Source organism: Tychonema sp. LEGE 06208 (genome assembly GCF_015207505.1).
Taxonomy (GTDB): Bacteria; Cyanobacteriota; Cyanobacteriia; order Cyanobacteriales; family Microcoleaceae; genus Microcoleus.
This window is the reverse complement of the sequence record NZ_JADEWT010000095.1, coordinates 1-24,954: the sequence shown is the minus strand read 5'-3', so window position 1 is coordinate 24,954 and position 24,954 is coordinate 1. Positions and strand designations below refer to the sequence as shown.

Below are 24,954 nucleotides of genomic sequence, written 5' to 3'. Positions count from 1 at the left end.
CCATTCCCCATTCCCCATTCCCCATTCCCGATTCTAAATCTAAAATCATTATGAGTTATTTAGCTAATTTCCTATTTATTGGGGTAATTATATTTTTGCTGGGATGTTCGCCGGCTTTACCTGTCGCGGATGCTGGTGTTACTGGCATTTTGGCCTCGCAGTCTCCAACGGCGACAACATCGGGTCAAGTGCTGCCTATTTCTGCTAGAGCTCGGATAGCCGATCGCCAGATCGAACTCGAAGTCGCTAAAACATCGGAACAACAGGCTATGGGTTTAATGTACAGAACTTCTCTGGCCGATGACAGAGGAATGCTGTTTGAGTTTAAACCGGCGCGGTGGGTCAATTTTTGGATGAAAAATTGCCAGATTTCTCTGGATATGATTTTTCTGCGGGATGGAGTAGTCACAGCTATCGCAGCCGAGGCGCCTCCCTGTACAGCCGAGCCTTGTCCTACCTACGGGCCTGATACTCCTGTCGATCGAGTGATCGAACTTCGTGGCGGGCGGGCTGCTGAACTCGGTGTCAAAGTGGGCGATCGGATTGAAATCGAGTTTTTCCAGTAACAATTATCACCCGTCATAGCGTTTCCGGTTGCATCGGAATCATAAAATCTAGTCAACAGTCAACACTCAACCATTCAGTTTTTTGACCAGTCAACAGTCAACAATCAACAATCAACAGTCAACAGTCAACAGTCAACAGTCAACAGTCAACAGTCAACAGTCAACAATCAACAGTCATGTATGAGTTCAACCGGAATTGATATCACTCTCCGTTCAGCTCCGGCTGAGTTCGGCTTTATATAACCAGCAAAAATTTATAAAGTTTACAAAAATTTACAAAATTTGTTAGATTATTAATGTAAGATTCAGCACAAATAGGAAAAGATTTGCTACGATGTCAATCTCAGTCAGTCTAGACTTGAGCTTGTTTGTGGAAGCTGTAGATTATGGGTAGCAGGTATGAGACGAGTCAGCGACTCGTTACCAATCCTGAGAGACGGTAGCGATCTCCAAAACCTCGATCGCGAAAGGCAATTTTCTGTAACTTCAGGCGATCGACCTCAATCTACTAAACCTATCTGAAGTAAGATGCGACGCGCTAAATTAATTGGCAAAGTTGATCTCAGGTAGCAGATTCGGGTTAGAGCAAAATATCTGACCAATATTGCGGCAGTAAATTTGCGGATTCTGCATTTTCGCAGATGAAGCTAGACTCTGAACCTGGTTTATTAGTTTTCAGTAGCAGAATTTATTTCAGATTCGTGCTTCACAGATGCCGAGGTATTCAGTTTAGGTTTTGATCGCGATCTATTGAGCGATCGGGCTATCCGCAAAAGTACAAAATCTTTTGGTTTTTGGGAAAGGTTGGCTTTCAACTCCCACCCAGCACTAAGTTTCACATTTTCAACAACCGCTAATACTGTTAAAACAGCTAAGCTACGGTTAAAAGACAGATTTAAAACTGGCTTATTACTAATCACAAACATCAGGTTCACATCAGAAAATGGTGTCCTATACTTGGAGGCAAAATGACATGGCACCCGCTACTTACACTAAATTAATTCGATTTTTACAAGAAGATTTGGCGATTTCTCCCGCTTCAATAGCCGTAGCCGAACGTCGCGGCGACAAACAGCGGCAGCGCGACAAAGACCCGAATTCGTTGCCGATGGTTCTGTGGCAGTACGGTTTAGTCACTCTCGACCAGTTGGATAAAATCTTTGATTGGTTGGCGCAAGCATATTAAAAGGATTTTAGATTTTAGATAATAAAATCCAAAATCCAAAATCCTTTAATAACTTAGATTAAGATTCTGCCAAAAGTTTCGCAGCAGCGGCAACGCCGGCACCAGGAGTATAGCCTTCATGGCCCAATTCTTGCAATACGACTTCCAAGGCGGAAATAGCTGCTAGAATATCGCGATCGCACACAAAGCCCAAATGACCGATTCGGAAGATTTTACCTTTCAAATGGTCTTGTCCGTCGGCTAGAGCAATATCAAATCTCTTTCTCATCAAAGTCCGCACTTTTTGAGCATCTACAGATTCAGGCGGCATCACCGAAGTAATCGCAGGGCTGGCTGCACCGTCAGCCGCGAACAACGGCAAACCTAAAGCTTTTACAGCAGCGCGAGTAGTTGTCATCAACCGTTTGTGCCGCGCGAAAACGTTTTCTAACCCTTCGGCTTTCATCATCTGCAATGTTACTTGCAGTCCAAAAAACATATTGACCGGCGGAGTAAAAGGAGTGGTATTTTTGGCAGCATCTTTGCTATATTTGCCCAAATCCAAATAATAGCGGGGCAGCGTCGCAGTTTTGTAAGCTTTCCAAGCTTTCGGACTAACAGCCACAAAACCCAAACCAGGGGGAATCATGTAAGCTTTCTGAGAACCAGAAGCAATCACGTCAATTCCCCAAGCGTCCATCGGTACGTTGGCAGCACCTAAACTGGTGACAGCATCGACCATGATTAAAGCTTCGCCGTGGGCTTTGACGTGGCGGTTGATGGTTTCGAGGTCGTTGAGAACGCCGGTGGAGGTTTCCGAGTGGGTGATGATGACAGCTTTGATTTGCTTTTCTGTATCAGCTTCCAGTTTTTCGCGGAAATTTTCGGGGTCTAATTGTTGGCCCCACTCGGCTTTGATGATTTCGACATTTAAACCGTAGGCTTCTGCGACTTCGGCCCAGCGTTCGCCAAATTTACCGTTGGTGCCGACCAAAACTCGATCGCCCGCACTCAAGAAATTAATTATCCCAGCTTCCATCGCGCCGGTACCGGAAACGGTCAAACTCAGCACGTCACTTTTTGTTTGGTGCAGCCATTTGAGGTTTTCGGTACATTCTGCAAAAATCGCGTCAAATTCCTTGCTGCGGTGGCCCATCGGGTGTTTTGCCATCGCCAGCAAAGCCGCTTCGGGCACCGGCGTCGGGCCGGGAATCATCAGCATTAATTTGTTGTCCATAATCCTGTCCTAACTTTTTCTGTGGGAGTTATATAGCTAGCCTAAATGAATTGTGTAACTCTTGTAGGGGCTTTCCCCCCGTGATAGCCCGCCTTGTGCTGGGGTAGAGACGGCTCGACGCGAGCGTAGCCGAACGGGGCACTACCCCTACGGATTTGCAGAAATGATTTAGGTTAGCTATATAGAATAAATCAAAAATTGAAACTTTAAAGTCTGCACTCTAAGTTTTTTAACTTTTAATTTTTAACTCCCGTAGAGTTAGTTTCATTTAGAGACCAGCGATATTCTACCGCTAAGTTCGATCGCTGGCAGCTTTGTTCTAATTGCTTTTGAATGGCAAGGGCTTTACGCAGTGTAATAATAAGTTGGTGAACTTGTTGCTGCTGCGGCGATTGTGGACTGACAGCAAACATTGTTTTGCGTTCTAACAATTGAAGTAGCAATTCATAATGAATGTACGAAGGCAGGGGAATTGGCTCCATGAAAGCTAACATACCTCAGCGAACAGACACCCCATTGCAATTGCAATTGCATGGGGCATCACAAGTGGACATTAGATGCCTGATTTTTTATTTGTTTTCTAACCGTACAAAAACCCCAGCTTTGCCGATCGATTTTTCGGGGCTGGGTGCGTTGTCAGCGCTAAATTTCGCGATCGACTAGCGAGAGCGAATAGATTTAATTGCTTTTCGGCAAAATATTTCTACGCAATACAGCTTTAAGTGCTATTTTTTTTTCAGTTAAGCGCTTGAGTCGATGCAGGCTAGAAATTCTGATTATTTACCCAGTTAATCAATTTTTATCAGAATTCGGGGGTGTTTGTCAAGCAGTCTCGCCTTTGGTGACGTGCGGATGAGCCTTAACCAGGGAGGCTAAAGCAGCGCCAGGATCGGGCTGTTTGACTAGGGACTCGCCGATGAGGACGGCTTGGACTCCGGCGCTGGCCACTCGGTTGAGGTCGTCTGCTGTGTGGATTCCTGACTCGCTGACGGTGAGGATGTTTTTTGCTTGGATGTCGGTTTGGCGATCGGCTAATAGTTGACCGGTGGTTTCTAGGCTGACGGAAAAGTTTTCTAGGTTGCGGTTGTTGATGCCGATTAATTCGACACCTTGTAGGGTTAATACTCGATCGAGTTCTTCGAGTGTGTGAACTTCGATTAAAGCTGTCATGCCCAAAGTCTTGACAATTTTTACAAAGTATTGTAAGTCTTTGTCAGATAGAATGCTGGCGATTAAAAGTACGGCATCTGCGCCGTGAATGCGGGCGAGATAGATTTGGTAGGGATAGATGATAAACTCTTTGCAAAGTAGCGGCAATTCGACGGCGGCACGGATTTTAGCGAGGTTGTCGAAGCTACCTTGAAAGAACTTTTCATCGGTGAGTACGGAGATGCAGCTAGCGCCGTTTTGTTGGTATGCTAGGGCGATCGCCACTGGATCGAAATCTTCGCGAATTACGCCTTTGCTGGGGGAAGCTTTTTTGACTTCGGCGATGATAGCGGGTTTGGTTTTGCCATTTTTGAGGGCGGCAAGAAAGTCGCGGGTTGGTGGTGCGAAGGGGAGTTTTTTGTGAAGTTCGGCTAAGGGCGTGCGATCGCGCTTTTGGGCGACTTCTGCCTCTTTTTGCCAGACGATTTCTTCGAGGATGTGGCGGGGTTCGGAGTCGGGTACGGCGATTTCGTAGCTGAGGTAGAGTACGGAGACTGAGGTGCTGGGGGGACGGCGGCGGATTTGAAGCATGATAGGGGGGATTAAGGGCGATCGCAACAAGTTTACAACTATTATATAATAGAAGTCTTTATCTGGCAATTTCTCAACCAATTTTTAAGATAGTATTTACCATAGAAGTAGGGGAAGTGTTATTAAGGAATCAAATTATTAAACTGATTGTTTTTGATAAAAAAAGTGAGGCCATACTTCAATGGATACCCGATTGAGATACCAAGAAATCATCAAAACTATACTTCGGGAACACGCTAACTTTCGCAATACTATACCTGATGGCTATCATTCTCAACTGTTATTTGATGACGATCGAGGTGGCTACTTAGTCTTGGATCTTGGTTGGAATGAGAACAAGTACCTTCACGCCACACCAATTCACATCAATTTAATTGGCGATAAAATCTGGATTCAATATGATGATACGGAAGAAGGAGTGGCTACCGATTTACTAGCAGCAGGTGTTCCTAAAGAAGATATTGTACTCGGTTTTAGGCATCCTCAAGTGCGGCAATATACTGAATTCGGAACTGGTTTGAGTGGTAAAGATGAAGGAATTGTTGCTGAATCTGCTGTTGTGCGATCGGCCTAAGTCGATAAATTATTCGGCGATTGAAATCGCGTCTAAACAAATGAAGTCCGCCTGCGCTGACTACAGAGATATGAAAGATTGTAATTAATTAAATATAAACAAACTCGGATTGACATCAAAAAACTTTCCCAAAGCCTCAGCTTGTTTTTTGGTAATTTCTAGCTGGTTATTAATGATTTGAGTTACTATCTCAAGTGTGTCCATAATTTCTACTAAATCCGCTGGCTCTAGATTTCTAGCATTCATCAAATGAAGAAGTCTTGAGTGGGGCGTTGAAGCATTTATTTGATAATGCGTTTCTTCAAAATCTTCAATGAGTTTGACTAATAGTTCTAGGAGGGTATCTTCTTCGGGGGTTAGATTGTTCCGAGAAAGCAAGCTTTCAACTATTTCTAAAAATATTTCGTTTTCATCTTCATTTTTGATAATGCGAGGTTGATATTGAGATAGCAGGCTGCTGTACCTGTCGGAGTCAAAAGTAAGGGTCATTTTTCCAGTTGTTTTTGTCATATTCTGCATGAGTCAAAATGTACTTGATATAAACAATGTGCTTTTGATAGTTAAGACTTACAATTAAGCGATATTTATTGCCTTTGACATTGAAAATTGTAAAATTTCCAACTGCTTCAGCTTGAGGATAAATAGTTTGAACTTCAATAAGTTTATTCCAGTTGGCTTGACTAACAATTTTGTACCAATCATCGAGGGCTTCGCAGGAATCAGCATGATTTTGGCAGTAGTCTCTTAATCTTTTGCGACTGATAACGTGCATTTAGCGATCGTTCAGATGTTTTGCATATACCTAATTCTATCAGATTTAAGTGCGATCGGCTAAAACCCCAATTTTACTAAAAGGGCGATCGGGCTTCTTGTTCTATGTTGGGGAATAGTTAGTTTTGAGATACTCTTTTAGTACGGGTGCAAGGGTGAAAAATGTGCGCTCGTCCTCCAGGATTTTTTCAACTAATGAACGCCGTCCCAAGGATTGCATGACTTTCAAAAATTGCGATCGAGATAATTGCATATTCTCTGGCAGTTTTGAGATTGAAACTGGCGCAGTTTGACTCGCTAGCCATGACATCACCTGTTTTTCTGACTCGGATAAGCGATTAAATGGCTGATCCAGTAAAGATTCTAAATCACCTAAAAATAGTGTATCATCCGACAAAAAATCCGATAGGCTGCCGTTAAACAAATCTTGAATCATGGTAGCAACTATTTTTAACCACAAGGGATTGCCTCTGTATTGTTCAATTAGTTCTGACCATTTTTCATGTTCAGCTAAACCTTTTTCTCTAAGGATTTCCCCCGCTTCACCACCTAAACCATTCAGTTGTAACGATCGCACTGGTTGGTTTTTGCCTTCTAATGCGGCAATTTCTCTGGGTGTTTCCCAACTGAGCAACACTAAGCAACTGTTATGAGATAATTCTCCTACTTGTCGAAATAGCGTGCCGTAATCTTCGTATCCAGGTTTGTAATCACCAGCTAGTTGTCCGCTGCTATTTACCATTTGTACGTCATCGAGTATCAGCAGACAGCGGTATTTTTGCAAGTATTCCAGTAGGGGTAATCCCCCCGTGGTTGCCCCTTCTTCTGGGGAGTGGGCGGGCACGGGGGCACCGCCCCTACAGAAGAATTGAATTATATTTGTTTGAAGTATTGACAGGGGTGGAGATGTGGCGAGACTTCGCCAGATGACGAAATCAAATTCATTTTTGATTTGTTGGACAAGTTGGGCGGCGAGTGCGGTTTTGCCAATGCCAACTATGCCGTGTATGGCAAGTAGGCGGGTGTTTTCGTGGAGAATCCACTGTTTGAGGGTGGCGAGTTCGGATGTGCGATCGTAGAAAATGCCAGATTTAGGCATTTCAGCTAAGAATTGACGCACTTTGGGTTCAGTGTTGGCTTTGTTTAGAACTTCTTCCTCAATTGGTGAATTGGGTAATTTTGGGGAATGTGAACTATTTTCACAGAAGTTGACTTCACCAATTTGTACAATATCTTTATTGAAGTTCCACCAGAGATTTGAGAATTTTACTTGCTCCAATCTGACTCTAAAATTTGCTTTATTGACTTCTTCGCCTAATACTTCTGATAGTAGCTTCCATAATTCAGATGCAATATCCTTGACATGGCCTTCAGTACAGTGAGATTCATCGGCTATTTTTGAGTATTTCAGACCTTGCAAAGTTCCCCGCAGTATCACTTCTTGCAGATTGTCTAAGTGTTTTCCCGTATTGATAAAAACTAGGTCGTCGGCAAGTTTTAAGACTTCTTGAACGTCCATAGGTCGGGTAGATGCTGGGGTTTTGCCTATTATATCCTACTCGATCCGACTTTTTCCGGCCCTGCCCGATCGAGTTTGTCCAGCTTTTTCTGGCGTGGGTACATGACAAATGATATAAAAGTGCCTACTTAATCCGACTTTTTCCGACTGGACAAGACTGAGATTTTAGAGTCACAATCATATTTAAGAGGCACTATTATAGCTTTCCCATAGAAAAAAAATGACTACACAAGCATTATCCCTCCCCCAAGCAAACTTAGAAATGGTTCTCTGGCAAGTAGATGCCGATTCAATGAGTAGTAGCGATTTGTATGTCTGGTTAAACGATCTCGGCTTGCCCCACGAAGTCACCATCAGATTGCACGAGTTGGCTACCTACACGAAAAAATCTGGTAACAAAGTTTTGGCTGTAGGGAAAATTATTCTGCTCAAAATTATCGAGTTTGTCAAAGCACATCCTAATTTAGCTACGGGCATTGCTATAGGAGTTGCTGTGGGACTATTGGTACGTTCAGTACCAGTTATCGGCCCGGTGTTAGCGCCATTGGCAGCAGTGCTAGGTATAACTGTTGGTGCGATCGCTGGACATAGACTAGATCAAGGCTACCGTCAAGTAGATGGCATAGTTGGGGTAGCACAAGACATTATTGAACTCGCCAAATTGTTTTTTCAACTACTGATTGATGTTTTCAATGCAGTTTTTATCAACGTTATCACTGCTTAAATAAGAAAATTTGAAACAATCAGGAGGCTTAATATGTCAGGAAATAAAACCCTAACTAAGGAGCAAATCCTTAAAGCGATCGAGGAATTGGCAAAAAATCCAGATGATAAACTCGGAATTTTAGCTGAGATTGGGATTGGTGTGGTAGGTGCTGGTGCGGCTGCGGGTGCTGTTGCGGCTTTCGGCGGTACATCCATATTATTTGGGCTAATAGCGGTTGCACCCCCAGTAGGATTGGTTGTTGGCGGTGCAGCATTAGGTGCAGCAGCTCTCGTTGGAGCAAAGAGGATCATCTTTGATGGCAATTTCAACGAAGGGAAAAAAGCAGCAATGCTCGACCAGTTAAAAGAACAGCTAAGAGAGGTTGAAGCAAAAGAAAGAGCATCTAAGGTTAGAGACAGTGACAAGACAAAATTTATCGTTTCCTTGAAAGAACCAGTTAGGCTTAATCTAATTACCCCTCAAAGGGCTCAGGATTTAATGAGGGCTGTCGAAAGTGGTCAAATACCTATCACAGAGGCAATTAAGATGGTTCAGGCTATAGTTGAAGCAGCTAAACCCCAGTAGTCTTTTAAATCCACGACCTGAGAATGCTAAGCATAGGCTATGTTGTTCTGGTATTTCTGAGAATTGACTTAGCTGCTAAAAGAGCGATCGCCCTTATATGATTGAAGTGCGATCGCTCTTTTTTTGAGTATCACTAATTCTGTTTCTCCAACACCATAGGAGATTTTTACCACTTTGACAACCATTCATAATACAAGCTATATTGCTAATATGTCTGAATTGACATATAAGTTAAAAACCTAAACTATGGACACAGCTAAACGCCAACGCCTACAAGCAGCAGGATGGACTATCGGAACAGCAGAGGAATTTCTAGGACTTTCAGCAGAAGAAACAGCCTTCATAGAAATGAAACTTGCACTGAGTAAAGCCATCAAACAAAACCGGATTAACCAACAGATGACGCAGCACGAACTTGCTCAAAGAATTAAGTCCAGCCAATCAAGAGTTGCTAAAATAGAAGCTGGCGATCCTTCCGCTTCCCTCGATCTCCTGATTCGCACCTTGCTTACCTTTGGTGCTACACGCCAAGACATAGCTGACGTGATTCTTAACAGCGGTTCCTCACAAATATCTCATCTTAACTGAATTACTAAAAGTACGCACCAGCGTTCGCTTTCGCGTTCCCCTAGCGTAGCTATCCCGTCGGGAATTGCACTTTAACTTAAACCTTAACCGCCGCCCATCTACCAGCGCCCCAACCAAGATAGCAGGCATTCAGGGCGCTCCACTTCCGCAAATTCCTAACCTTTGGTAGATGCCGATTCCATCGCTTAGGCATAGAATCTGACTTGACCTATTGACTAAAACTCTTGTGAATACAACAGAAAAAATCACCGATGTTTGGAGTAAAATCCAGGCAATGGGAAACGAATTTCTGATTTTATTACCAAATATTGTACTGGCGCTGATTGTCTTCGCAATTTTCTTTTTTATTGGCAAAACATTGAAACGAGCGGTTAGAAAACTAACCAGCGCTCACCGTCAAGCTCGCAATTTAGGATTGGTGCTGGGGCGATTAGCACAAGGAGTAACCGTTCTTACAGGATTGTTTATTGCTTTGTCGATCGTCATTCCGTCCATCAAAGCAAACGATCTCATTCAGCTATTGGGGATTAGCGGTGTGGCGATCGGGTTTGCCTTTCGCGATATCCTGCAAAATTTTCTGGCGGGTGTTTTGATCCTGCTAACTGAACCCTTCCAAATTGATGACCAAATTGTCTTCAAAAACTTTGAAGGAACTGTAGAAAACATTCAAACGCGGGCGACAATAATCAAAACCTATGATGGTAGGCGCATAGTAATTCCCAACTCCGAACTATTCACCAACTCAGTCATCGTGAACACAGCCTTTGACAATCGCCGCTTGCAGTATGACATCGGCATTGGCTACGGAGATGATATTGATACTGCCAAAAAAATAATTTTAGAGGCAATTGATGAAGTTGATGGAGTGCTAAAAAATCCGGCTCCCGATGCGATCGTCGTAGAATTGGCCGGTAGCAGTGTTAACATTCGCGCCCGCTGGTGGGTGCAGCCTCCTCGCCGTGCCGAACTCTTAGATTTTCAAGATCGCGTATTAACTAATATTAAAAACAAGCTAGTAGCAAATGGGATCGATCTGCCCTTCCCAACTCAGCAGATTTTGTTCCACGATCAGACAGAAGACACAGACGGCGATCGCAAACGTCAGCGCGAAGGCTGGCCCGCCGGACAAGCTGAAGTTCCCAAATCGCGCAGTATCAGCCGCGCCCTCAGACAACTGGCCGCAACAGAGTTTCAACGCACTAAATCTGAGGATGGCAAAGTAATTTCCAACAACAAACATACTGAGGGGAAAGATCGGTGAAAAATACGAAATTGAGCAACTTGTGGGAGTCCTTAAATTCGAGTTTCTGGTTTGTTCCAAGCGTCATGGTTTTTTTGGCGATCGCACTTTCGTTTGTCACCATCGGGATTGACCAAAATCAAAAAACTAAGCTGATTGGAGAATTGGGTTGGGCCTATACTCTAGGCCCGAGCGGCTCGCGCGCGATTCTTTCGGCGATCGCCAGTTCAATGATGAGCGTTGCTACCACAGCTTTTTCAATTACAATCGTTGCCCTTCAACTTGCATCTTCGCAGTTTGGCCCTCGCTTGCTGCGTAACTTTATGCAAGATAAGGGCAACCAAATTGTGCTGGGAACGTTCATTTCCACCTTTGTGTATAGCTTGATGGTGCTGCGAACAATCAACGGGTTAGAAGAACATGAGTTTGTCCCCCACCTTGCAGTAACTTGTGGCATTGGTTTGGCGATCGCCAGCATTGGCGTATTGATTTATTTCATTCATCATTCTGCCTTATCAATTCAGGTCGATCATGTGATTAAATTAGTTGGTGAGGAACTTGATAATGCGATCGATCGACTGTTTCCAGAAAGTATGGGAACCAGTAAAGCTAAAAACAAGCAGCAAGACAATCCATCGGATATTTCCGCCGAGATTCCAGCTAATTTTGAGCAAGATGCCCGTCCAGTTTCAGCAAAGAATGGTGGCTACATTCAAGCCATTAATAATGACCAACTAATGCAAATTGCTAGCGAGCATAACCTGCTGTTACAAATTCAACAGCGTCCCGGTCGCTTTACTGTCGAAGGAAGTGAACTTGTACAAGTCTTTCCTGGAAAACAGGTAAACGAGGAACTTACATCCAAGATTAACGGTGCTTTTCTGATTGGCTCGCAGCGCACGGAGCGGCAGGATGTAGAGTTTTCGATCGACCAACTGGTTGAGATTGCAGTACGCGCTCTTTCCCCAGGAATCAACGATCCGTTTACGGCTATCCGCTGTATTGACCAACTGAGTGCGGCCCTTTGTCGTTTAACCCAAAGAGAGATTCCCTCTCCCTACCGCTACGACGACAGCAACCAGTTGCGGATGATTGCAGAACCGATCGCCTTTGCAGACGTGCTCGATGCAGCCTTTAACCAAATTCGACAGAATGGAAAATCGAATGTAGCTATCACGATGCGGTTGCTAGAGGCGATCGCGGTTGTGGCCCGTTTCACCAATCGAACCACACACCGAACAGCACTCAAGCGACACGCAGATTTGACCGATCGCGCCAGCCAGCAGGCAAATTTCGATGAATTAGATCGCAAAGATATTAAAGAGCGATATTTAGCAGCATTGAAAGCTATAGACCAGGATTGAGGACTACCGGAAGTTTGAATATTTCGACTACTGAATTAGTTAAGTTGTTGTGTATAGCATTTCGAGCTCTCATAGGAGGTAATGTCGGGCATAGGCCAAACCGGGCATAGGGCATACCTCACAACGCGATCGAACCGCTATAGAACCCATTATGATATCTATTCTGCGTAAATTTCAGAAACCGGTTTCTCTCTATATTTCTCGTCACCCAATCAAAAACTCCAAGAATACCCGGTTTCTCGGCCCTTGCGTAAATCTCAGAAACCAGTTTCTCTCTAAAAGTTGCAATTGCGAACACTTTCATCTCCTTTAACTTTCTCTACCGCCGCCCTAAAACAGAATACCGAAATCCCCGACTTATTCAACAAGTCGGGGATATAAAACAAGAAAACAGCCCCTACAGATTAATGACTACCCGCTCCAGCCGCCCGCTTGAAAGCCTCATCCAGCACTTCCGAAAGCGTCGGGTGCGTGTGAACTCGGAACGCTAAAGTGTTGACAGAATCCCGTTGGGCGATCGCATTTGCCGCCTCCTGAATCAAATCCGAAGCGTGCAAACCAAAAATGTGAACTCCCAACAATTCCCCAGTATCTTTCCGGTAAATCACCTTAGCCATACCGTCGGTTTCACCCTCCGCAATAGCTTTAGAATTTCCCTTAAAATAACTCTTGACAGAAGCTACCTCAAACCCTTCAGTTTTTCCTAACTCTTTGGCCGCAGGTTCAGTCATTCCCACATAGCTAATTTCCGGGTGAGTAAACGCCGCCGCCGGGATACTCAAATAGTCAATTTCCCTGGCGCGCCCGCAGATATTTTCGACAGCCGCAATTCCCTGGGCCGATGCAGCGTGCGCTAACATCATTTTGCCATTAACATCGCCGATCGCCCACAAATTCGCGATCGGTTCTCCAGCCACCAAAACCTGCATCTTATCGTTAACTGGGATATAACCGCGCATCGTTTCCACGCCAACAGTTTCTAACCCCAAATTCTTGCTTACCGGAACTCGCCCAGTTGCTACCAAACAAGCGTCAACTTCCAAAACTTCAACAACTTCCTTCGTTTTGAAATCAGCTAATTCAATAATTACCGGGGAACCGGGAATAATCTTCTTAGCCAACAATCCCACTTTTGTTTCAATATCGCGGGGTGTAATTAACACTCGTTCGGCCAATTTAGCAATATCTGGGTCAAAAGTCGGCATCAATTGATCTAGAGCTTCAATCATCGTAATTTCGCAGCCTAATGCTGTGTAAATATCCGAAAACTCTAAACCGATGTAACCGCTACCAATAATTGCGATCCACTTTGGTAGTGATTCCAATCTGACAGCATCATCGCTGGTAAATACAGTTTTGCCGTCAATTTCTATCCCTGGGGGAACGAAAGGAATCGAACCGGGGGCGAGAATAATATCCTTGGCGGTAATAGTTTTCTCGCCTTTATCTGTTTCGACAGTAATTTTTTGAGCGGCGGCGATTTTGCCCCAACCTTGGATGATATCGACGTTCAAACGTTTGAGGCTGTTGGTTAAGTCACCGCGAAGTTTGCTAACAATAGTGTTAGCGTGATTGGCGATCGAAGAGCGATCGAAATCCACGTTTCCCAACTGAATACCCAACATCTTGAGGTGGTGGGCATTTCGCAAATCCCGCACTCGCCCGGAAGCGGCCAACAGCGCCTTAGAGGGAATGCAGCCGCGATTGACGCAAGTTCCGCCCATATCGCCCGCTTCGATAATTGCCACTTTCAGCCCGCAGCTAACCGCGTGTATGGCCGCCCCGTGTCCGCCCACGCCAGCGCCGATAATTGCTAAATCGTAATCAAATCCCTGAGTCACCTTAAAATCTCCTAATGCCTTTGAAATCTTAGGACTCAAGCAAAAAACACCGTCTGTCCGTCATTTTAAGCTTGTAGGTTGCGATCGCAACCTTAGAACAGCGGCAATAGTTGCTTGACACTCCCCGCGCTCAAGCGACGGGGATTCTTAAGACTTTCCAGCCTTAATATCCCTATTGTCAGGGTTTCCGGGCGCAATCCTTTTGCCACATGGCGGTCTGCTATCCTAGTCTTACAACTAGCTCCTCAGTCGTGACTTTCCTCCAGTCCGGAGGTAGGTTTTAACGTCTTTTACTGACGATTTAGACGATTTAATCGGTTCAGAACTTTAGTATTGGTTGTGATTAATTATTTTGAGCATCCGTACTGCTGAACAGCTAGATACTTGATTTCTCAAAATTCGCAACTTTCGACTTTGTTGACGATAGCACACTAGCCAGACATTTGTGCAATTGTTAGATCTGATAGGCAGGATAAATCCTGCCATGCCCTTTCATCCCTGGACTAAAATCACAGGGTTTTCAGGGTATTTTATTTGACACTCCCCGGCCTTAAGGCACGGGGATTCTTAAGACATTTGTGTCTTAATATCCCTATTGCTAGGGTTCCCAGGCTGACCGCATTTGCACGTTACGTGCACAGTCATATCTCCTCAAAAATGTTTTGGGCGTAGACTTTCCCCCAGTCCGGAGGTAGGTTTTTACATCTTGTCTGATTTAGTTATTCTACCATATTCATTTGTGAAGATGGATTTGTTATTTTACTTAACAATGCAAAAAAGCCGTCCTCAAAGGACGGGGTTTTCAACCCAATTTTCTGATAAGTCCTGTGTCCTTATTCTCGACTAGACTAGGGTTAATTAGACAGTAAATGAGATTTTTTTAGGGTCAATGGTTTCGATCTCGGTGCGCCCCAAGTTTCAAATCACTGACTGGGCGGGTAAAGTTAGATAGACTTTGAGGGCTGACAATGCCGGTTGATGTCAACAACCACGTCCAATGCAGTGCGGGTTTAGTGTTTGATCCTATAGTCCCGATCGCCCTCGCAGCCCCTGAAGAAGGGGGAAGAGGCGATCGAAGTCAAGCCCTACTTCCCTTAAGAAGCCCGATCCTCCCTAGCCCCCCTTAAAAAGGAGGGAACAAGAGGCGGTCAAAGTCCCCCTTCTTAAGGGGGATGCGAGGTGGATCTGGCCTCGGCTCAAAGTAAAATTTCTCAAGGGTTTTAGCTGATTGGGGTTTTGATTTCCAATATCTGTACGCGCCGGGGGGCGCAGTTTCTCGGCAAGTTTTAGAGTCTATGGAGTAGCTTATGATGGATGACGACGATCGCAAAGATTCACGCCGGGCCTCGGCTCAATCTTTTTTTCAGTCTCTGGATGAATTGTTCGACTATATAGAAACTGCCAACACTGAAGCGGCGCAGCCTCCGTCTCCGCCTCCTCAAGCTAAGTCTGCGAGTCAGCCTTCGAGTCCGCCGAAGAAGGCTAAACCTGCGAAAATTAATTTGTCGGATTTTGAAGATGCGATCGCGGATTTGGAACAGTTTGTGCAGCAAAAACGCCAGAAACGCCCGGAATCTAATCAATAGCGCTCAAAATTTTTAAGCAATCACATCCGATAAATGACCGATGATAGAAGCTGGCGGGCGATCGCCCCGGTTGGATTTTGCCGTGCCGAGTGCGATCGGGCCAGCGGTTATACTGTGGTTAGTCTTTGTCTGTAAATTGTTTGGATAGGCGATTTAGGCGAAGCAACGGCAAGAGTTTGGGTAACTTGCTCGGTCATCTCGCGTCCGGTCGATCGCCCCTCATACCGTAGGCGATGGCTTACCAAAAATATCTGCCAACAATTGACAATCTCAAAAACCCGCCCCGGCTTTTAATCCCGGTCGATGGGACAGGATCTGAATTAGTAGTTTACAGCTATTTGCGATCGAATCTTATAAAAAATTTAACTCTCTAACTAATTCTAAAAATAGACCGCAAGGATGAAAATATTTTCCAGCCTTTTCATCATTATTCATAGCATTAATAGATTTAGCAATCCCTTCATCAATAACATTTAAAACTCAAACTCTTTGAGAACCGACCATCGCTGAGATTTTTAACTGATGACAGCTAAATGGGAGATAAATCCGGCGAGTAACGAGGTCAAAATTACACAAAACCTGTTCATTTTAAATCAGAGGAAATGTAGAAGCACTCTATTCGATTGTTACTTCACCATCTCAAATTTAGGAATTTTCCTGTCCCTCCTGAATCGATCGCTCTACTCTGCAACGCCTCAAAGCTTTAAGCTGCAGAGAAAACACCGCTGCTAGCCAGCAACTGCACCTTCACATATTTTGACAATTATTCTAAGTAAACTTACGGACTGTGACAATTATTTAAGCTCTCCTCTACGGATGTGGAAAACCCGCTGTTTACAGGCTTCAAAAAATTAGGACTTACGCACGGGTGGCCGGAAACCGGGTTTTTGCAAAAAGACACGTTGTGACAGGTAAATAAGCTAAAAAACCCGGTTTCTTACGCACCAGCGGCCAGAAACAGGGTTTTTGCGAGAATACTTCCTGTGACCCGTAAATAAGCCAAAAAACCCGGTTTATTTGTCGGGATGCGGCTAGGGCTGAAAAAAATATCGGAAGTTTTTCCGGATAGAAGTTATTGATGTTGAAACGTTTCTTACCGTGACCGAGAACTATAAAAAAGCCCAAAGCTTTGTTTGGTTTTCAGTCACTTCCAATCCTTAATTACTAGCAAAAGAAAAGCTATGCCTACTTCTTTCAATGGTTCTTTGGGTCAAACCAATAATTTCACCAACGTCAATGACCTAATCACAAAATGGCCTACTGCTGCCCAGAATCAAGGCATTAAACTGTCTGGGGTAGCTTTTGATGGGGTGGAAACTGACTACCTCAACCCTACCGCGATCGCCAATCTCACTTTACCAACGAATGAAAACCCTAAAAGTTGGTTGAGTTACGGCAGCACCCCTGGTATTGGTGTGCCATCCTCTTATAATGGTTGGTTCACCGATCCTAATAAAAATCGGGCGGAAATTAATTACGATCCGAACACCAGTCAATCTCAGGTACTGAAGCTGAAATGGGCAGAAGACCAAAATATTAATAGCGCGACGATCGACCTCAGCGCATTGAGTCCCAAAACTAACCCCGGACTCGGCGATCAAGGTAATGAAGTTGGTTTGCTGCAAATCTTTAATAATGGGACTCTCGTACCGGCCAGCAATTTTACGATTACTCGTCTAAACTCTCCCGCAGTCGTAAAACCCATTACTGTGGGTTCAGATGGAGTGACTTTCACGGGCGATCGCACCGATGGCAATTTCAAATTCAAAATAGAAGCAAACCCTCTGAGCAACATTAGTTTTGACGAACTGCGGTTCTCAGCCAAAGCCTACGATAGCCCCACCGCTGCCTACACCGCCACCTCCTTCAAAGACGATAGTTCCGACTACCTGCTGCGGAACATTGAATATCAAGGGACTCAAGATCCGGTTAGCCTTCAGTTTAGCGCCCCAACCTTCAGCGTCAACGAAGATGGAACGCCCGTTGCAGCCGTGACAGTCACTCGCACAGGTAGCAGCGCCGGCACCGCCTCAGCTACCGTGAACCTCACCAATGGTACTGCTACAGCCCCTGCTGATTACGCCAATACTGCCATCCCTGTCAATTTTGCCGCAGGGGATTCTACACCCAAGACGATCGTCGTTCCTATTGTCGATGACGCTTTGGTGGAAGGTAACGAAACCGTCAACTTAAGCTTGACCAATCCCACCGGCACCAGCCGTGTCAGCTTGGGAACGCAAAGTACCGCCACTTTGAACATCGTAGATAATGACACTCTCCCTGTCGGCACCCTGCAATTTAGCGCCCCCACATTCAGCGTCAACGAAGATGGAACGCCCGTTGCAGCCGTGACAGTCACTCGCACAGGTAGCAGCACCGCTGCCGCCTCAGCTACCGTGAACCTCACCAATGGTACTGCTACAGCCCCTGCTGATTACGCCAATACTGCCATCCCTGTCAATTTTGCCGCAGGGGATTCTACACCCAAGACGATCGTCGTTCCTATTGTCGATGACGCTTTGGTGGAAGGTAACGAAACCGTCAACTTAAGCTTGACCAATCCGACAGGTGCCACGATTGGAACGCAAAGTACCGCCACTTTGAACATCGTAGACAATGACGCTGCTGTCCCGACCAGCACCCTGCAATTTAGCGCCCCCACCTTCAGAATCAGAGAAGATGGAACCGCCGTTTCAGCCGTAACAGTCACTCGTACTGGCAGTAGTGTGGCTGCTGTCTCAGCGACGGTGAGCTTGGCCGATGGTACTGCTACAGCCCCTGCTGACTACGCCAATAGTCCGATCGTTGTCAATTTTGCCGCTGGTGATTCTACACCCAAAACGATCGATATTCCGATCGTCAACGATACTTTGTTCGAGGGTAACGAAACTGTCAATTTAAGTTTGATTAACCCCACAGGTAATGCCACGATTGGAACCCAAAGTACCGCCGTTACGACCATCGTAGACAATGACAGCACCCTGCAATTTAGTTCCCCTACCTTTAGTGTCAACGAAGATGGAACGCCGATCGCAGCCGTGACAGTCACTCGCACTGGTGTAACCTCTGGTACAGTCTCAGCCACCGTCAGCTTAACCGATGGTACTGCTACAGCCCCTGCTGACTACAATGCTAATGCGATCGTTGTTAATTTTGCCCCTGGCGATTCTGCACCCAAGACGGTCAATATTCCGATCGTCAACGATACTTTGTTGGAGAGTAACGAAACTGTCAATTTAAGTTTGGGCAGCCCGACAGGGAATGCCTCGATTGGAACCCAAAGTAGCGCCACTTTGGACATCATAGACAATGACAGCACCCTGCAATTTAGCGCTCCTACCTTCAGGATCAGAGAAAATGGAACGGCCGTTGCAGCCGTGACAGTCACTCGCACTGGCAGTAGTACCGGTGCAGTTTCAGCTACCGTGAACCTCACCAATGGTAGTGCTACAGCCCCTGCTGACTACGACAATACTGCCATCCCTGTCAATTTTGCCGCAGGGGATTCTGCACCCAAGATAGTCAATATTCCCATTATCGATGACACTTTGGTGGAGGGTAACGAAACTGTCAATTTAAGTTTGGTTAACCCGACCGGCAATGCCACGATTGGAACCCAAGGTACCGCCGTTACGACGATCGTAGACAATGACAGCACCCTGCAATTCAGCGCCCCGTTCTTCAGTGTCAACGAAAATGGAACGCCTGTTTCAGCAGTGACAGTCACTCGTACTGGTAGTGCTGTCGGTGCAGTCTCAGCGACGGTGAGCTTGTCCGATGGTACTGCTACAGCCGGCCCTGATTACACTAATGGTTTGATCGCTGTCAATTTTGGCAATGGGGATTTAGTACCCAAAACCATCACCATTCCCATTATCGATGACACTTTATTTGAGGGTGACGAAACTCTCGGTTTAACTTTGGTTAGCCCTATAGGTGCCACAATTGGAAACCAAAGCAGCACCGTTTTGAGCATCATAGACAATGATACTGCACCTGCTCCTGCTCCTGCTCCGATCGCTGGTACCTTAACTGCATCTAGCCTTGTCTTCGACGATCCAATTACTAACTTTGCTGCAGCTAATGCGAACAACCAAGTTAGCAATGGCGGGCAAAATGCGATTCCCTTGCAGGGCAGTACCGATATTCAGAACGGGGATTGGATGAGCAATTTCACCAACTCTTTGGGCCGAATGGCGATGGCAAGCCCAGGAAATTCCTCTGACGTCGGGATTAATTCCACTAACTCGATCGGCAATTTCGGTACCACAGATAATTGGTTGAATTTACCCAAAGAGCCGATTATGGGCAGCAGTGCCCCGAATCTATTGCTGGCTTAGATGCTAGTTTGGTCGCCTTTAACCAATTTGCTCAGTACGTTTTTTGACTAGCGATTTGCGTTAGTGGGTTTTAATCATTGGTGATAACTTCTAAAGTTGTCACCAATGTCAAGTGGGAGAGGCAGACAGATTTAAATGCTGCCTCATCCTCGCTTGATATTGATATTGGGAGTTGAGACTAAACAACTCTTGTATGAATTTTTGATTTACAGGAAAACCGCTGATGAACGTTGCTGAACGCAGATAATTTGAAAATAGTTGATGAATGAATGAATGAATGAATGCAATTGCTCGTCCCATCAAGCCCCGTAAATCAGTTAAATTTATTATGAATAACTTTGTTTTTTGGCTTAGACTGGTGCGGTAATTGCCTCGATCGCACTTCAATAGCTCGATCGCCCCCATCACTCAAAGGCCACTCCAACTCATCAATATCGTTGCGGAACTTCTTCACCGGAATATCAGCACCGTTGATAATCGCCCCCAACAGCCGCGGCCCCGATTTATGCGAATCCTCGTCGTCAAATTCCAGCAACTGATCCGCAGCTTCAGACAACATACTAGCCAGAGTATAACCAGCCCGCGCCACCAAAATTATACCGTCCGTGTACGGTTCCAGCGTCAACGCATCATTGCACTCGCTCAACGCCGGAGAATCCACAACCACAAAATCAAAGCGATTGCGAACATCCTCGAACAATCTCCGCATTTCACTCGATTCGAGTACCGCCGAAGCCTGCCGCAAACATCCCGGACTCGGCACAACATACAGGTTTTCCACATCTGGAACCAAATGGACGCACTCGCTCATATTGCCGTAATAGTGCAAAGGTTCCACCGCCGCTAGAGGATCTGTAGCGATTCTCAAGGATTCTACGTTGGAAGCCGATCGCAAATCTGCTTCAATTAATAAAGTCCGTTTGCCCGATCGAGCCGAGGCAATTGCCAAATTGTAAGCACTAAAACTCTTCCCCTCCAAAGGAGCCGCAGAAGTCAACAACACCACCTTCACCGGACTTTCGCCAATTCGACGCAAATTAGTCCGCAACCGCTCGTAAAACTCCAAATAGGGCGAATTGGGTTCCAAAGCCAGAGGCATATCATCCTCGTAGGAATCAAACACGATCGCTTCAGGCAAAACTGCCAGTACCGGCACCTCTTTTTCCACCAAAGCCGCCCGCACTTCTTCCCAACTGTAAAACTTGCCGTTGAGCATCCCCAACAAAAATATCAACCCACCGCCCAGCAGCAATCCTACAAATCCCCCCACCGCCAACATCACCAGCAAACCTCTCTTGTTTGAGTCAACATCATCAGTTTTGGGAAGCTGGGCGATTCTCAAACTCCCCGTTGTCTCCGCTACCGCCGCTTGAGCGTCTACCAAAGCTGACTGCATCTTGTCATAGAGAGCTTTTTTGAACCCCACTTGCTGGATCAGCCGCGCTTGTTCTAACTGCTTGTTGGGAATTGTGCCGTGCTCTAAGCGCAATAGTTGTTCAGTTTTTTCGACTCCTTTGATTTGCTGTTGCACCATTTCCCGCTGGGTTTGCAAAGTAATCAAATTTTGAGCTAACTGTTGTCTGGCCGGATCTAAAGAAGAGTCTATCCGAATGCGATCGGCACTTCTGAGCGGTGCCGCCACCCCGTTACCGCCGAGCACCTCAGATTGTCGCTGCTGCAACTGTTCGTCAAAAGCTTGTTTTTGTTTGAGCAATTCTACAATTTTCGGGTGTTCCTCCTGCAAGTCGCTGCGGAGAATTTTGAGCTGAGATTCGATCGAAAACAATTGCACTCGCAGTTGGGCAATAATTGGATCGGCAGAAAGTGCTTGAGCGACGTAAGCTTGCTCCACATTCAATCCCAAGCGATCCTGCAAACTATTAATTTGAGCTTCAATTCCTCCCAACTGCACGCGGAGTTGCCGCTGCAGCTGTTGGCTGCCGGTAATCGCTTGCGGCAGCGTACCGTTCTGAGCTGCTAAAATTGAAGTTCCTTCTCGTTTTTCGTAGGCTTCTAGTTTTGCTTCCGTCTCTCTGAGTTCCTGAGTTACTTTCGGCAAGCGTTCTTGAATTTGGGCGATCGTTTCTCGCAATCTAGAAGTATTAATATCTTGGCTGCGCTCCACCATTGCGTTCATCAGCACCTCCAGTACCTCTTCTGCTGTTGTGCGATCGGCATTTTTGTACAATACTTGAATCAAAGCGCTGGGGTCATTATTCTTAGTCGGCATTTTGATCTGCACCTTGTCTGCCAGCTTTTTAGTCAAAATTTGTACTTTTTTTTCCGTTTCTTTTGGATTGACTATTGCTGCTACTTTTGTGTTTGGTTTTTGTTGGGCTTTAATGAGTTTTTCTGCTGCTGGTTCAATCACATTTTCTTGATCCAGCAGCATATCTTTAGTTATTTCTTGTCCTTCCTGTTGAATTTTAGTAGTAGTCGATGAAAAAATCACGCTCGGCCTGCGGTATGCCAGCGTACCGGAAGCAACGTAAACCGGCGCGGGAGTTGGCTGCAAAGCCACTACTCCCGACACGCCCACAGTCGTCGCCAGAGTAGCCAGTCCCACCCACTTGTATTGGTCGAAAGCAATTAAATAACGTTTTACAACGGATAAAGTCATAATGATTGTTGACTGTTGACTGTTGACTGTTGACGGTTGACTGTTGACTGTTGACTGTTGATTGTTGACTGTTGATTGTTGACTGTTAACTGCTGACTGTTGACTGTTAGGAATTAAAATTTATTAATAACTTACGCAATTGCTCGTTACTTTCGCCCTGCTTGGTAATGCAGATAGGCGAGGAAGAGCCTCCTTTGAGGAAGGCAACTTACAGGAGAGAGGACTGTAGGAGATGTTTCAGTTATTAAGTTTTCGATCCTAACTGCTGATTGTTGACTGTTGACTGTTGACTGTTGACTGTTAACTGTTAACTGTTTGTTTTGAGTAAATCATAACTAATAACTAATAACCATCACTAATATAGCGGTTCTCACAAAAGTGAGGTATGCCCAATGCCCTATGCCCAATCAATGCCCAATCCCTCCGCAACGCTAGAGCCCCATGCCCTATGCCCTATGCCCAATGCCCTGCGCGGGCCAATCCCTCCGCTTCGCTCCGCCCAATCCCTCCGCTTCGCTGGGCCCTGTTTGGCCAATCAATGCCCAATCCCTCCGCTTCGCTGGGCCCTGTTTGGCCAATGACTACCTATTATTAGGTGATGGGCCGAATAGATTTGTTACCCCATTTCTTAACTGATCGAAGAACAGAATAAAACCCAAAATATCGCGGAACGGTCGAGTAAAAGTATTGATTACATAACCAAGGCGCTCTACCAGATTCCTACCGATTACGATCACATCATTATCTTCGAGCATCGGGTTCTCAGAAACATTGCCCTCCAAAGCAGCTTTAGCATCTATCTTGCGGTTGATAGCTCTACCTTGTTTTTGGTCGAACCGAATCAAAGCCATTTTCCGCAAGTCAGCTAAATTTACAGGTAAGTTGTTGATAGCATCCAAAAACTTGCTGCCATTTTCTAGGTAGAACGAAGTCAAACTACCACTAGCGTAACTCAAAACTCGAACGTAGATTCTGGGCTTAATCAAGGTAGACCGCGCCACCAGAGCTTTGTCGTAGTCTAGGTTTTTGGTACTAGCGTCCAATTCCGGGATGACAATTACATCTCCCGAGGCTAAAGGAAAATCGAACAAATCCTGAGCGTTGGCTAGGGGAGTGTAGAGGTCGATGGGTTCATCCACTGAGGAGCCGTCCACCAGCGTCCGCCGCACTCGCACCTCGCGCAAATCGGCTTTTCCCGTGACTCCCCCCGCAATCACCAAAGCAGCGGAAATTCGACCGGAACCAGCCGGAAGCGTGTAAAAACCAGGTTTGCTGACTTCTCCGGTGACGGTGATTTGGACGGGAAGGGCGGCAGCGGCTAGGCTGTACCTGGATGCTAAATCTCGATCGGACTTGCGATCGGTTGTAATCTGTTTATACGGTACGACGATCGCATCTCCATCTTCCAAACGCAAATCCGGCGGAGCAATACCAGTTTGCAGCGGTGTCAAAATATCAACAACTTGCTCCGCCACTTCCCCCCCCGGCAGAGTCCGCCGCACCCGCACCGCCCGCAGTTCGGCCGTAGGATTAGTCCCCGCAGCAGCCGCCAAAGCCGCCGGAAGTTGCGGGGTTTGCAGCGGATAAAAACCAGGTCTCGCCACTTCCCCCGTCACCGTCACCACTACCGGGCGCTGAACCAGCAAAGCACTCGATACTTGAGGATTTTTGATAAATTGGGCAAAGCGCTCGCGGAGTCGCTGCTGTGATTCTTCGACAGTCAGACCGCGCAAATTTACCGATCCAATCAGTGGCAGTACAATTATCCCTTCAGGGCTGATAGCACCTGTAAAATTCAGCTCTGGGAAGCGCTGAACTTGAACCGAAATCTGGTCTCCAGGGCCTAGGCGGTAAGGCCGATTCCGAAAAGCTGGGTTAATTTGCCGGTTGAAGTTGGCTGGCGGCGGCGGTACGCGCAGTGGTGGCGACGGCACCAACTGTTCTGCACTAGGAACAACGGATTGAGCTAAAGCCGTTTCGGGAAAAATTTTGCCGTTAAAGCCCCAGAATACAGCAGCAAAAGATAGAGTCCAAGCTGTTGAGTGCAGACCAGCCAAGGAAAAAGCAACGCGATTTTTAATTGTAAATTTTTCCCGCATTTTTATTGGCAGATAAAATCTCGTATTATTTGGAATAATATCCTGTCCGGTCGATCTAAAATTAGTTCGTAGTGCGGTTTAGTCCGCAATCCGGTCGCTGACACTGACTGACGCAGGCGCGATCCTACTGTTTTTGTTATGGTAAGCGATCGGAGATGATATAATTAGTTGTTTTTTAAATTTCATTTTGGTTTGGCAAATCTCAACTAAAAATCTTTTTTCTTGATACCAAATCCATTTAATTTGCTTGATTCTTCTAGCCCGCAGAGGCGGTGTTTGTTTGTATATAAGCTGTTGTGCAAATAAACATTGTATATTTTGATGACAATCAAAAATCGTCAAATTCTCTCCCCCTCTCCCCTGATCCCCATCGGACCCTCAATCGCCATACACAATCTATATGAGCAACAGCT

The 24,954-nt window shown here is 45.7% G+C and carries 22 protein-coding genes; 13 read left to right on the top strand and 9 right to left on the bottom strand.

The genetic code is table 11. From position 1 onward, the window contains the following. Window positions 1–50: 50 nt before the first annotated feature. The 3 genes from IQ263_RS21460 to IQ263_RS21455 all read left to right on the top strand — a co-directional run bounded on the left by IQ263_RS21460 (window position 51) and on the right by IQ263_RS21455 (window position 1,752). Complete coding sequence (locus IQ263_RS21460) at window positions 51–566, top strand: DUF192 domain-containing protein (RefSeq protein WP_194070101.1); 516 nt, start codon at window positions 51–53, stop codon at window positions 564–566. A 399-nt stretch (window positions 567–965) separates the two neighbouring features. After that, a complete protein-coding gene (locus IQ263_RS29480) occupies window positions 966–1,088 on the top strand; it encodes a hypothetical protein (RefSeq protein WP_255515915.1) in 123 nt (40 codons plus the stop codon). A 451-nt stretch (window positions 1,089–1,539) separates the two neighbouring features. After that, the gene (locus IQ263_RS21455; RefSeq protein ID WP_194012183.1) at window positions 1,540–1,752 is read left to right on the top strand and encodes a DUF2949 domain-containing protein; all 213 of its coding nucleotides are present in this window, start codon (window positions 1,540–1,542) and stop codon (window positions 1,750–1,752) included. 58 nt (window positions 1,753–1,810) lie between these two features. Here the strand turns inward: IQ263_RS21455 and IQ263_RS21450 are convergent, their stop codons facing one another. The 3 genes from IQ263_RS21450 to trpC form a co-directional block, all read right to left on the bottom strand. Beyond that, window positions 1,811–2,968, bottom strand: coding sequence for a pyridoxal-phosphate-dependent aminotransferase family protein (locus tag IQ263_RS21450; protein ID WP_194070099.1), 1,158 nt, complete (start codon window positions 2,966–2,968; stop codon window positions 1,811–1,813). 236 nt (window positions 2,969–3,204) lie between these two features. Further along, entirely contained in the window at window positions 3,205–3,450 is a 246-nt protein-coding gene (locus IQ263_RS21445; protein WP_106333603.1) for a DUF5340 domain-containing protein, read from the bottom strand. 340 nt (window positions 3,451–3,790) lie between these two features. After that, window positions 3,791–4,708, bottom strand: a complete 918-nt coding sequence (trpC, locus tag IQ263_RS21440) for an indole-3-glycerol phosphate synthase TrpC (protein WP_194070097.1) — start codon at window positions 4,706–4,708, stop codon at window positions 3,791–3,793. Between the two features lie 20 nt (window positions 4,709–4,728). On the opposite strand from trpC, the gene IQ263_RS21435 reads away from it, so the two are divergent. After that, the gene (locus tag IQ263_RS21435) at window positions 4,729–4,905 is read left to right on the top strand and encodes an element excision factor XisH family protein (protein WP_339384921.1); all 177 of its coding nucleotides are present in this window, start codon (window positions 4,729–4,731) and stop codon (window positions 4,903–4,905) included. Beyond that, on the top strand, window positions 4,890–5,282 hold the full coding sequence (locus IQ263_RS21430; RefSeq protein WP_194070095.1) for a XisI protein: 393 nt from the start codon (window positions 4,890–4,892) through the stop codon (window positions 5,280–5,282). The genes IQ263_RS21435 and IQ263_RS21430 overlap by 16 nt, the downstream gene beginning before the upstream one ends. A gap of 84 nt (window positions 5,283–5,366) precedes the next feature. On the opposite strand, the gene IQ263_RS21425 is transcribed toward IQ263_RS21430, so the two are convergent. The 3 genes from IQ263_RS21425 to IQ263_RS21415 form a co-directional block, all read right to left on the bottom strand. Further along, window positions 5,367–5,771, bottom strand: a complete 405-nt coding sequence (locus IQ263_RS21425) for a helix-turn-helix domain-containing protein (protein WP_194070093.1) — start codon at window positions 5,769–5,771, stop codon at window positions 5,367–5,369. Further along, complete coding sequence (locus IQ263_RS21420) at window positions 5,755–6,054, bottom strand: type II toxin-antitoxin system HigB family toxin (RefSeq protein WP_194070091.1); 300 nt, start codon at window positions 6,052–6,054, stop codon at window positions 5,755–5,757. The genes IQ263_RS21425 and IQ263_RS21420 overlap by 17 nt, the downstream gene beginning before the upstream one ends. 102 nt (window positions 6,055–6,156) lie before the next feature. Further along, on the bottom strand, window positions 6,157–7,572 hold the full coding sequence (locus IQ263_RS21415) for a helix-turn-helix domain-containing protein (protein WP_194070089.1): 1,416 nt from the start codon (window positions 7,570–7,572) through the stop codon (window positions 6,157–6,159). A gap of 220 nt (window positions 7,573–7,792) precedes the next feature. Here IQ263_RS21415 and IQ263_RS21410 point away from each other — a divergent pair, with 220 nt between their 5' ends. The 5 genes from IQ263_RS21410 (at window position 7,793) to IQ263_RS21390 (ending at window position 12,055) form a co-directional block, all read left to right on the top strand. Continuing rightward, window positions 7,793–8,296, top strand: coding sequence for a hypothetical protein (locus IQ263_RS21410; RefSeq protein ID WP_194070087.1), 504 nt, complete (start codon window positions 7,793–7,795; stop codon window positions 8,294–8,296). Window positions 8,297–8,329: 33 nt separating this feature from the next. After that, window positions 8,330–8,863 (top strand): hypothetical protein, encoded by a 534-nt coding sequence (locus IQ263_RS21405; protein ID WP_194070085.1) that lies wholly within the window; start codon window positions 8,330–8,332, stop codon window positions 8,861–8,863. 246 nt (window positions 8,864–9,109) lie between these two features. Beyond that, the gene (locus tag IQ263_RS21400; protein WP_194070083.1) at window positions 9,110–9,451 is read left to right on the top strand and encodes a helix-turn-helix transcriptional regulator; all 342 of its coding nucleotides are present in this window, start codon (window positions 9,110–9,112) and stop codon (window positions 9,449–9,451) included. A gap of 226 nt (window positions 9,452–9,677) precedes the next feature. After that, on the top strand, window positions 9,678–10,712 hold the full coding sequence (locus IQ263_RS21395; protein WP_339384917.1) for a mechanosensitive ion channel family protein: 1,035 nt from the start codon (window positions 9,678–9,680) through the stop codon (window positions 10,710–10,712). After that, window positions 10,709–12,055: a DUF2254 family protein gene (locus IQ263_RS21390; protein ID WP_194070081.1), complete on the top strand. Its 1,347-nt coding sequence runs from the start codon at window positions 10,709–10,711 to the stop codon at window positions 12,053–12,055. Before IQ263_RS21395 ends, IQ263_RS21390 begins: the two co-directional genes overlap by 4 nt. A 404-nt stretch (window positions 12,056–12,459) precedes the next feature. On the opposite strand, the gene lpdA is transcribed toward IQ263_RS21390, so the two are convergent. Then, window positions 12,460–13,896: a dihydrolipoyl dehydrogenase gene (gene lpdA, locus IQ263_RS21385; protein WP_194070079.1), complete on the bottom strand. Its 1,437-nt coding sequence runs from the start codon at window positions 13,894–13,896 to the stop codon at window positions 12,460–12,462. A 968-nt stretch (window positions 13,897–14,864) separates the two neighbouring features. Between lpdA and IQ263_RS21380 the strand changes: the two genes are divergently transcribed. The 3 genes from IQ263_RS21380 (at window position 14,865) to IQ263_RS21370 (ending at window position 19,822) form a co-directional block, all read left to right on the top strand. Continuing rightward, window positions 14,865–15,023, top strand: coding sequence for a hypothetical protein (locus tag IQ263_RS21380; protein WP_194070077.1), 159 nt, complete (start codon window positions 14,865–14,867; stop codon window positions 15,021–15,023). A 180-nt stretch (window positions 15,024–15,203) separates the two neighbouring features. Continuing rightward, complete coding sequence (locus IQ263_RS21375) at window positions 15,204–15,482, top strand: hypothetical protein (protein ID WP_194070075.1); 279 nt, start codon at window positions 15,204–15,206, stop codon at window positions 15,480–15,482. 1,181 nt (window positions 15,483–16,663) lie between these two features. Continuing rightward, window positions 16,664–19,822 (top strand): Calx-beta domain-containing protein, encoded by a 3,159-nt coding sequence (locus IQ263_RS21370; protein WP_194070073.1) that lies wholly within the window; start codon window positions 16,664–16,666, stop codon window positions 19,820–19,822. A gap of 313 nt (window positions 19,823–20,135) precedes the next feature. Here IQ263_RS21370 and IQ263_RS21365 read toward each other — a convergent pair whose 3' ends face one another. Beyond that, entirely contained in the window at window positions 20,136–22,442 is a 2,307-nt protein-coding gene (locus tag IQ263_RS21365; RefSeq protein ID WP_194070071.1) for a GumC family protein, read from the bottom strand. Between the two features lie 581 nt (window positions 22,443–23,023). Beyond that, on the bottom strand, window positions 23,024–24,541 hold the full coding sequence (locus tag IQ263_RS21360; protein ID WP_194070069.1) for a polysaccharide biosynthesis/export family protein: 1,518 nt from the start codon (window positions 24,539–24,541) through the stop codon (window positions 23,024–23,026). Between the last annotated feature and the right edge of the window lie 413 nt (window positions 24,542–24,954).

Excerpts from the sequence above, each read along its gene's own strand:
- IQ263_RS21460 (WP_194070101.1), top strand. The coding sequence starts at position 51 with ATGAGTTATTTAGCTAATTTCCTATTTATTGGGGTAATTATATTTTTG.
- IQ263_RS29480 (WP_255515915.1), top strand. The coding sequence starts at position 966 with ATGAGACGAGTCAGCGACTCGTTACCAATCCTGAGAGACGGTAGCGAT.
- IQ263_RS21455 (WP_194012183.1), top strand. The coding sequence starts at position 1,540 with ATGGCACCCGCTACTTACACTAAATTAATTCGATTTTTACAAGAAGAT.
- IQ263_RS21450 (WP_194070099.1), bottom strand. The coding sequence starts at position 2,968 with ATGGACAACAAATTAATGCTGATGATTCCCGGCCCGACGCCGGTGCCC.
- IQ263_RS21445 (WP_106333603.1), bottom strand. The coding sequence starts at position 3,450 with ATGGAGCCAATTCCCCTGCCTTCGTACATTCATTATGAATTGCTACTT.
- trpC (WP_194070097.1), bottom strand. The coding sequence starts at position 4,708 with ATGCTTCAAATCCGCCGCCGTCCCCCCAGCACCTCAGTCTCCGTACTC.
- IQ263_RS21430 (WP_194070095.1), top strand. The coding sequence starts at position 4,890 with ATGGATACCCGATTGAGATACCAAGAAATCATCAAAACTATACTTCGG.
- IQ263_RS21425 (WP_194070093.1), bottom strand. The coding sequence starts at position 5,771 with ATGACCCTTACTTTTGACTCCGACAGGTACAGCAGCCTGCTATCTCAA.
- IQ263_RS21420 (WP_194070091.1), bottom strand. The coding sequence starts at position 6,054 with ATGCACGTTATCAGTCGCAAAAGATTAAGAGACTACTGCCAAAATCAT.
- IQ263_RS21415 (WP_194070089.1), bottom strand. The coding sequence starts at position 7,572 with ATGGACGTTCAAGAAGTCTTAAAACTTGCCGACGACCTAGTTTTTATC.
- IQ263_RS21410 (WP_194070087.1), top strand. The coding sequence starts at position 7,793 with ATGACTACACAAGCATTATCCCTCCCCCAAGCAAACTTAGAAATGGTT.
- IQ263_RS21405 (WP_194070085.1), top strand. The coding sequence starts at position 8,330 with ATGTCAGGAAATAAAACCCTAACTAAGGAGCAAATCCTTAAAGCGATC.
- IQ263_RS21400 (WP_194070083.1), top strand. The coding sequence starts at position 9,110 with ATGGACACAGCTAAACGCCAACGCCTACAAGCAGCAGGATGGACTATC.
- IQ263_RS21380 (WP_194070077.1), top strand. The coding sequence starts at position 14,865 with ATGCCGGTTGATGTCAACAACCACGTCCAATGCAGTGCGGGTTTAGTG.
- IQ263_RS21375 (WP_194070075.1), top strand. The coding sequence starts at position 15,204 with ATGATGGATGACGACGATCGCAAAGATTCACGCCGGGCCTCGGCTCAA.
- IQ263_RS21370 (WP_194070073.1), top strand. The coding sequence starts at position 16,664 with ATGCCTACTTCTTTCAATGGTTCTTTGGGTCAAACCAATAATTTCACC.
- IQ263_RS21365 (WP_194070071.1), bottom strand. The coding sequence starts at position 22,442 with ATGACTTTATCCGTTGTAAAACGTTATTTAATTGCTTTCGACCAATAC.
- IQ263_RS21360 (WP_194070069.1), bottom strand. The coding sequence starts at position 24,541 with ATGCGGGAAAAATTTACAATTAAAAATCGCGTTGCTTTTTCCTTGGCT.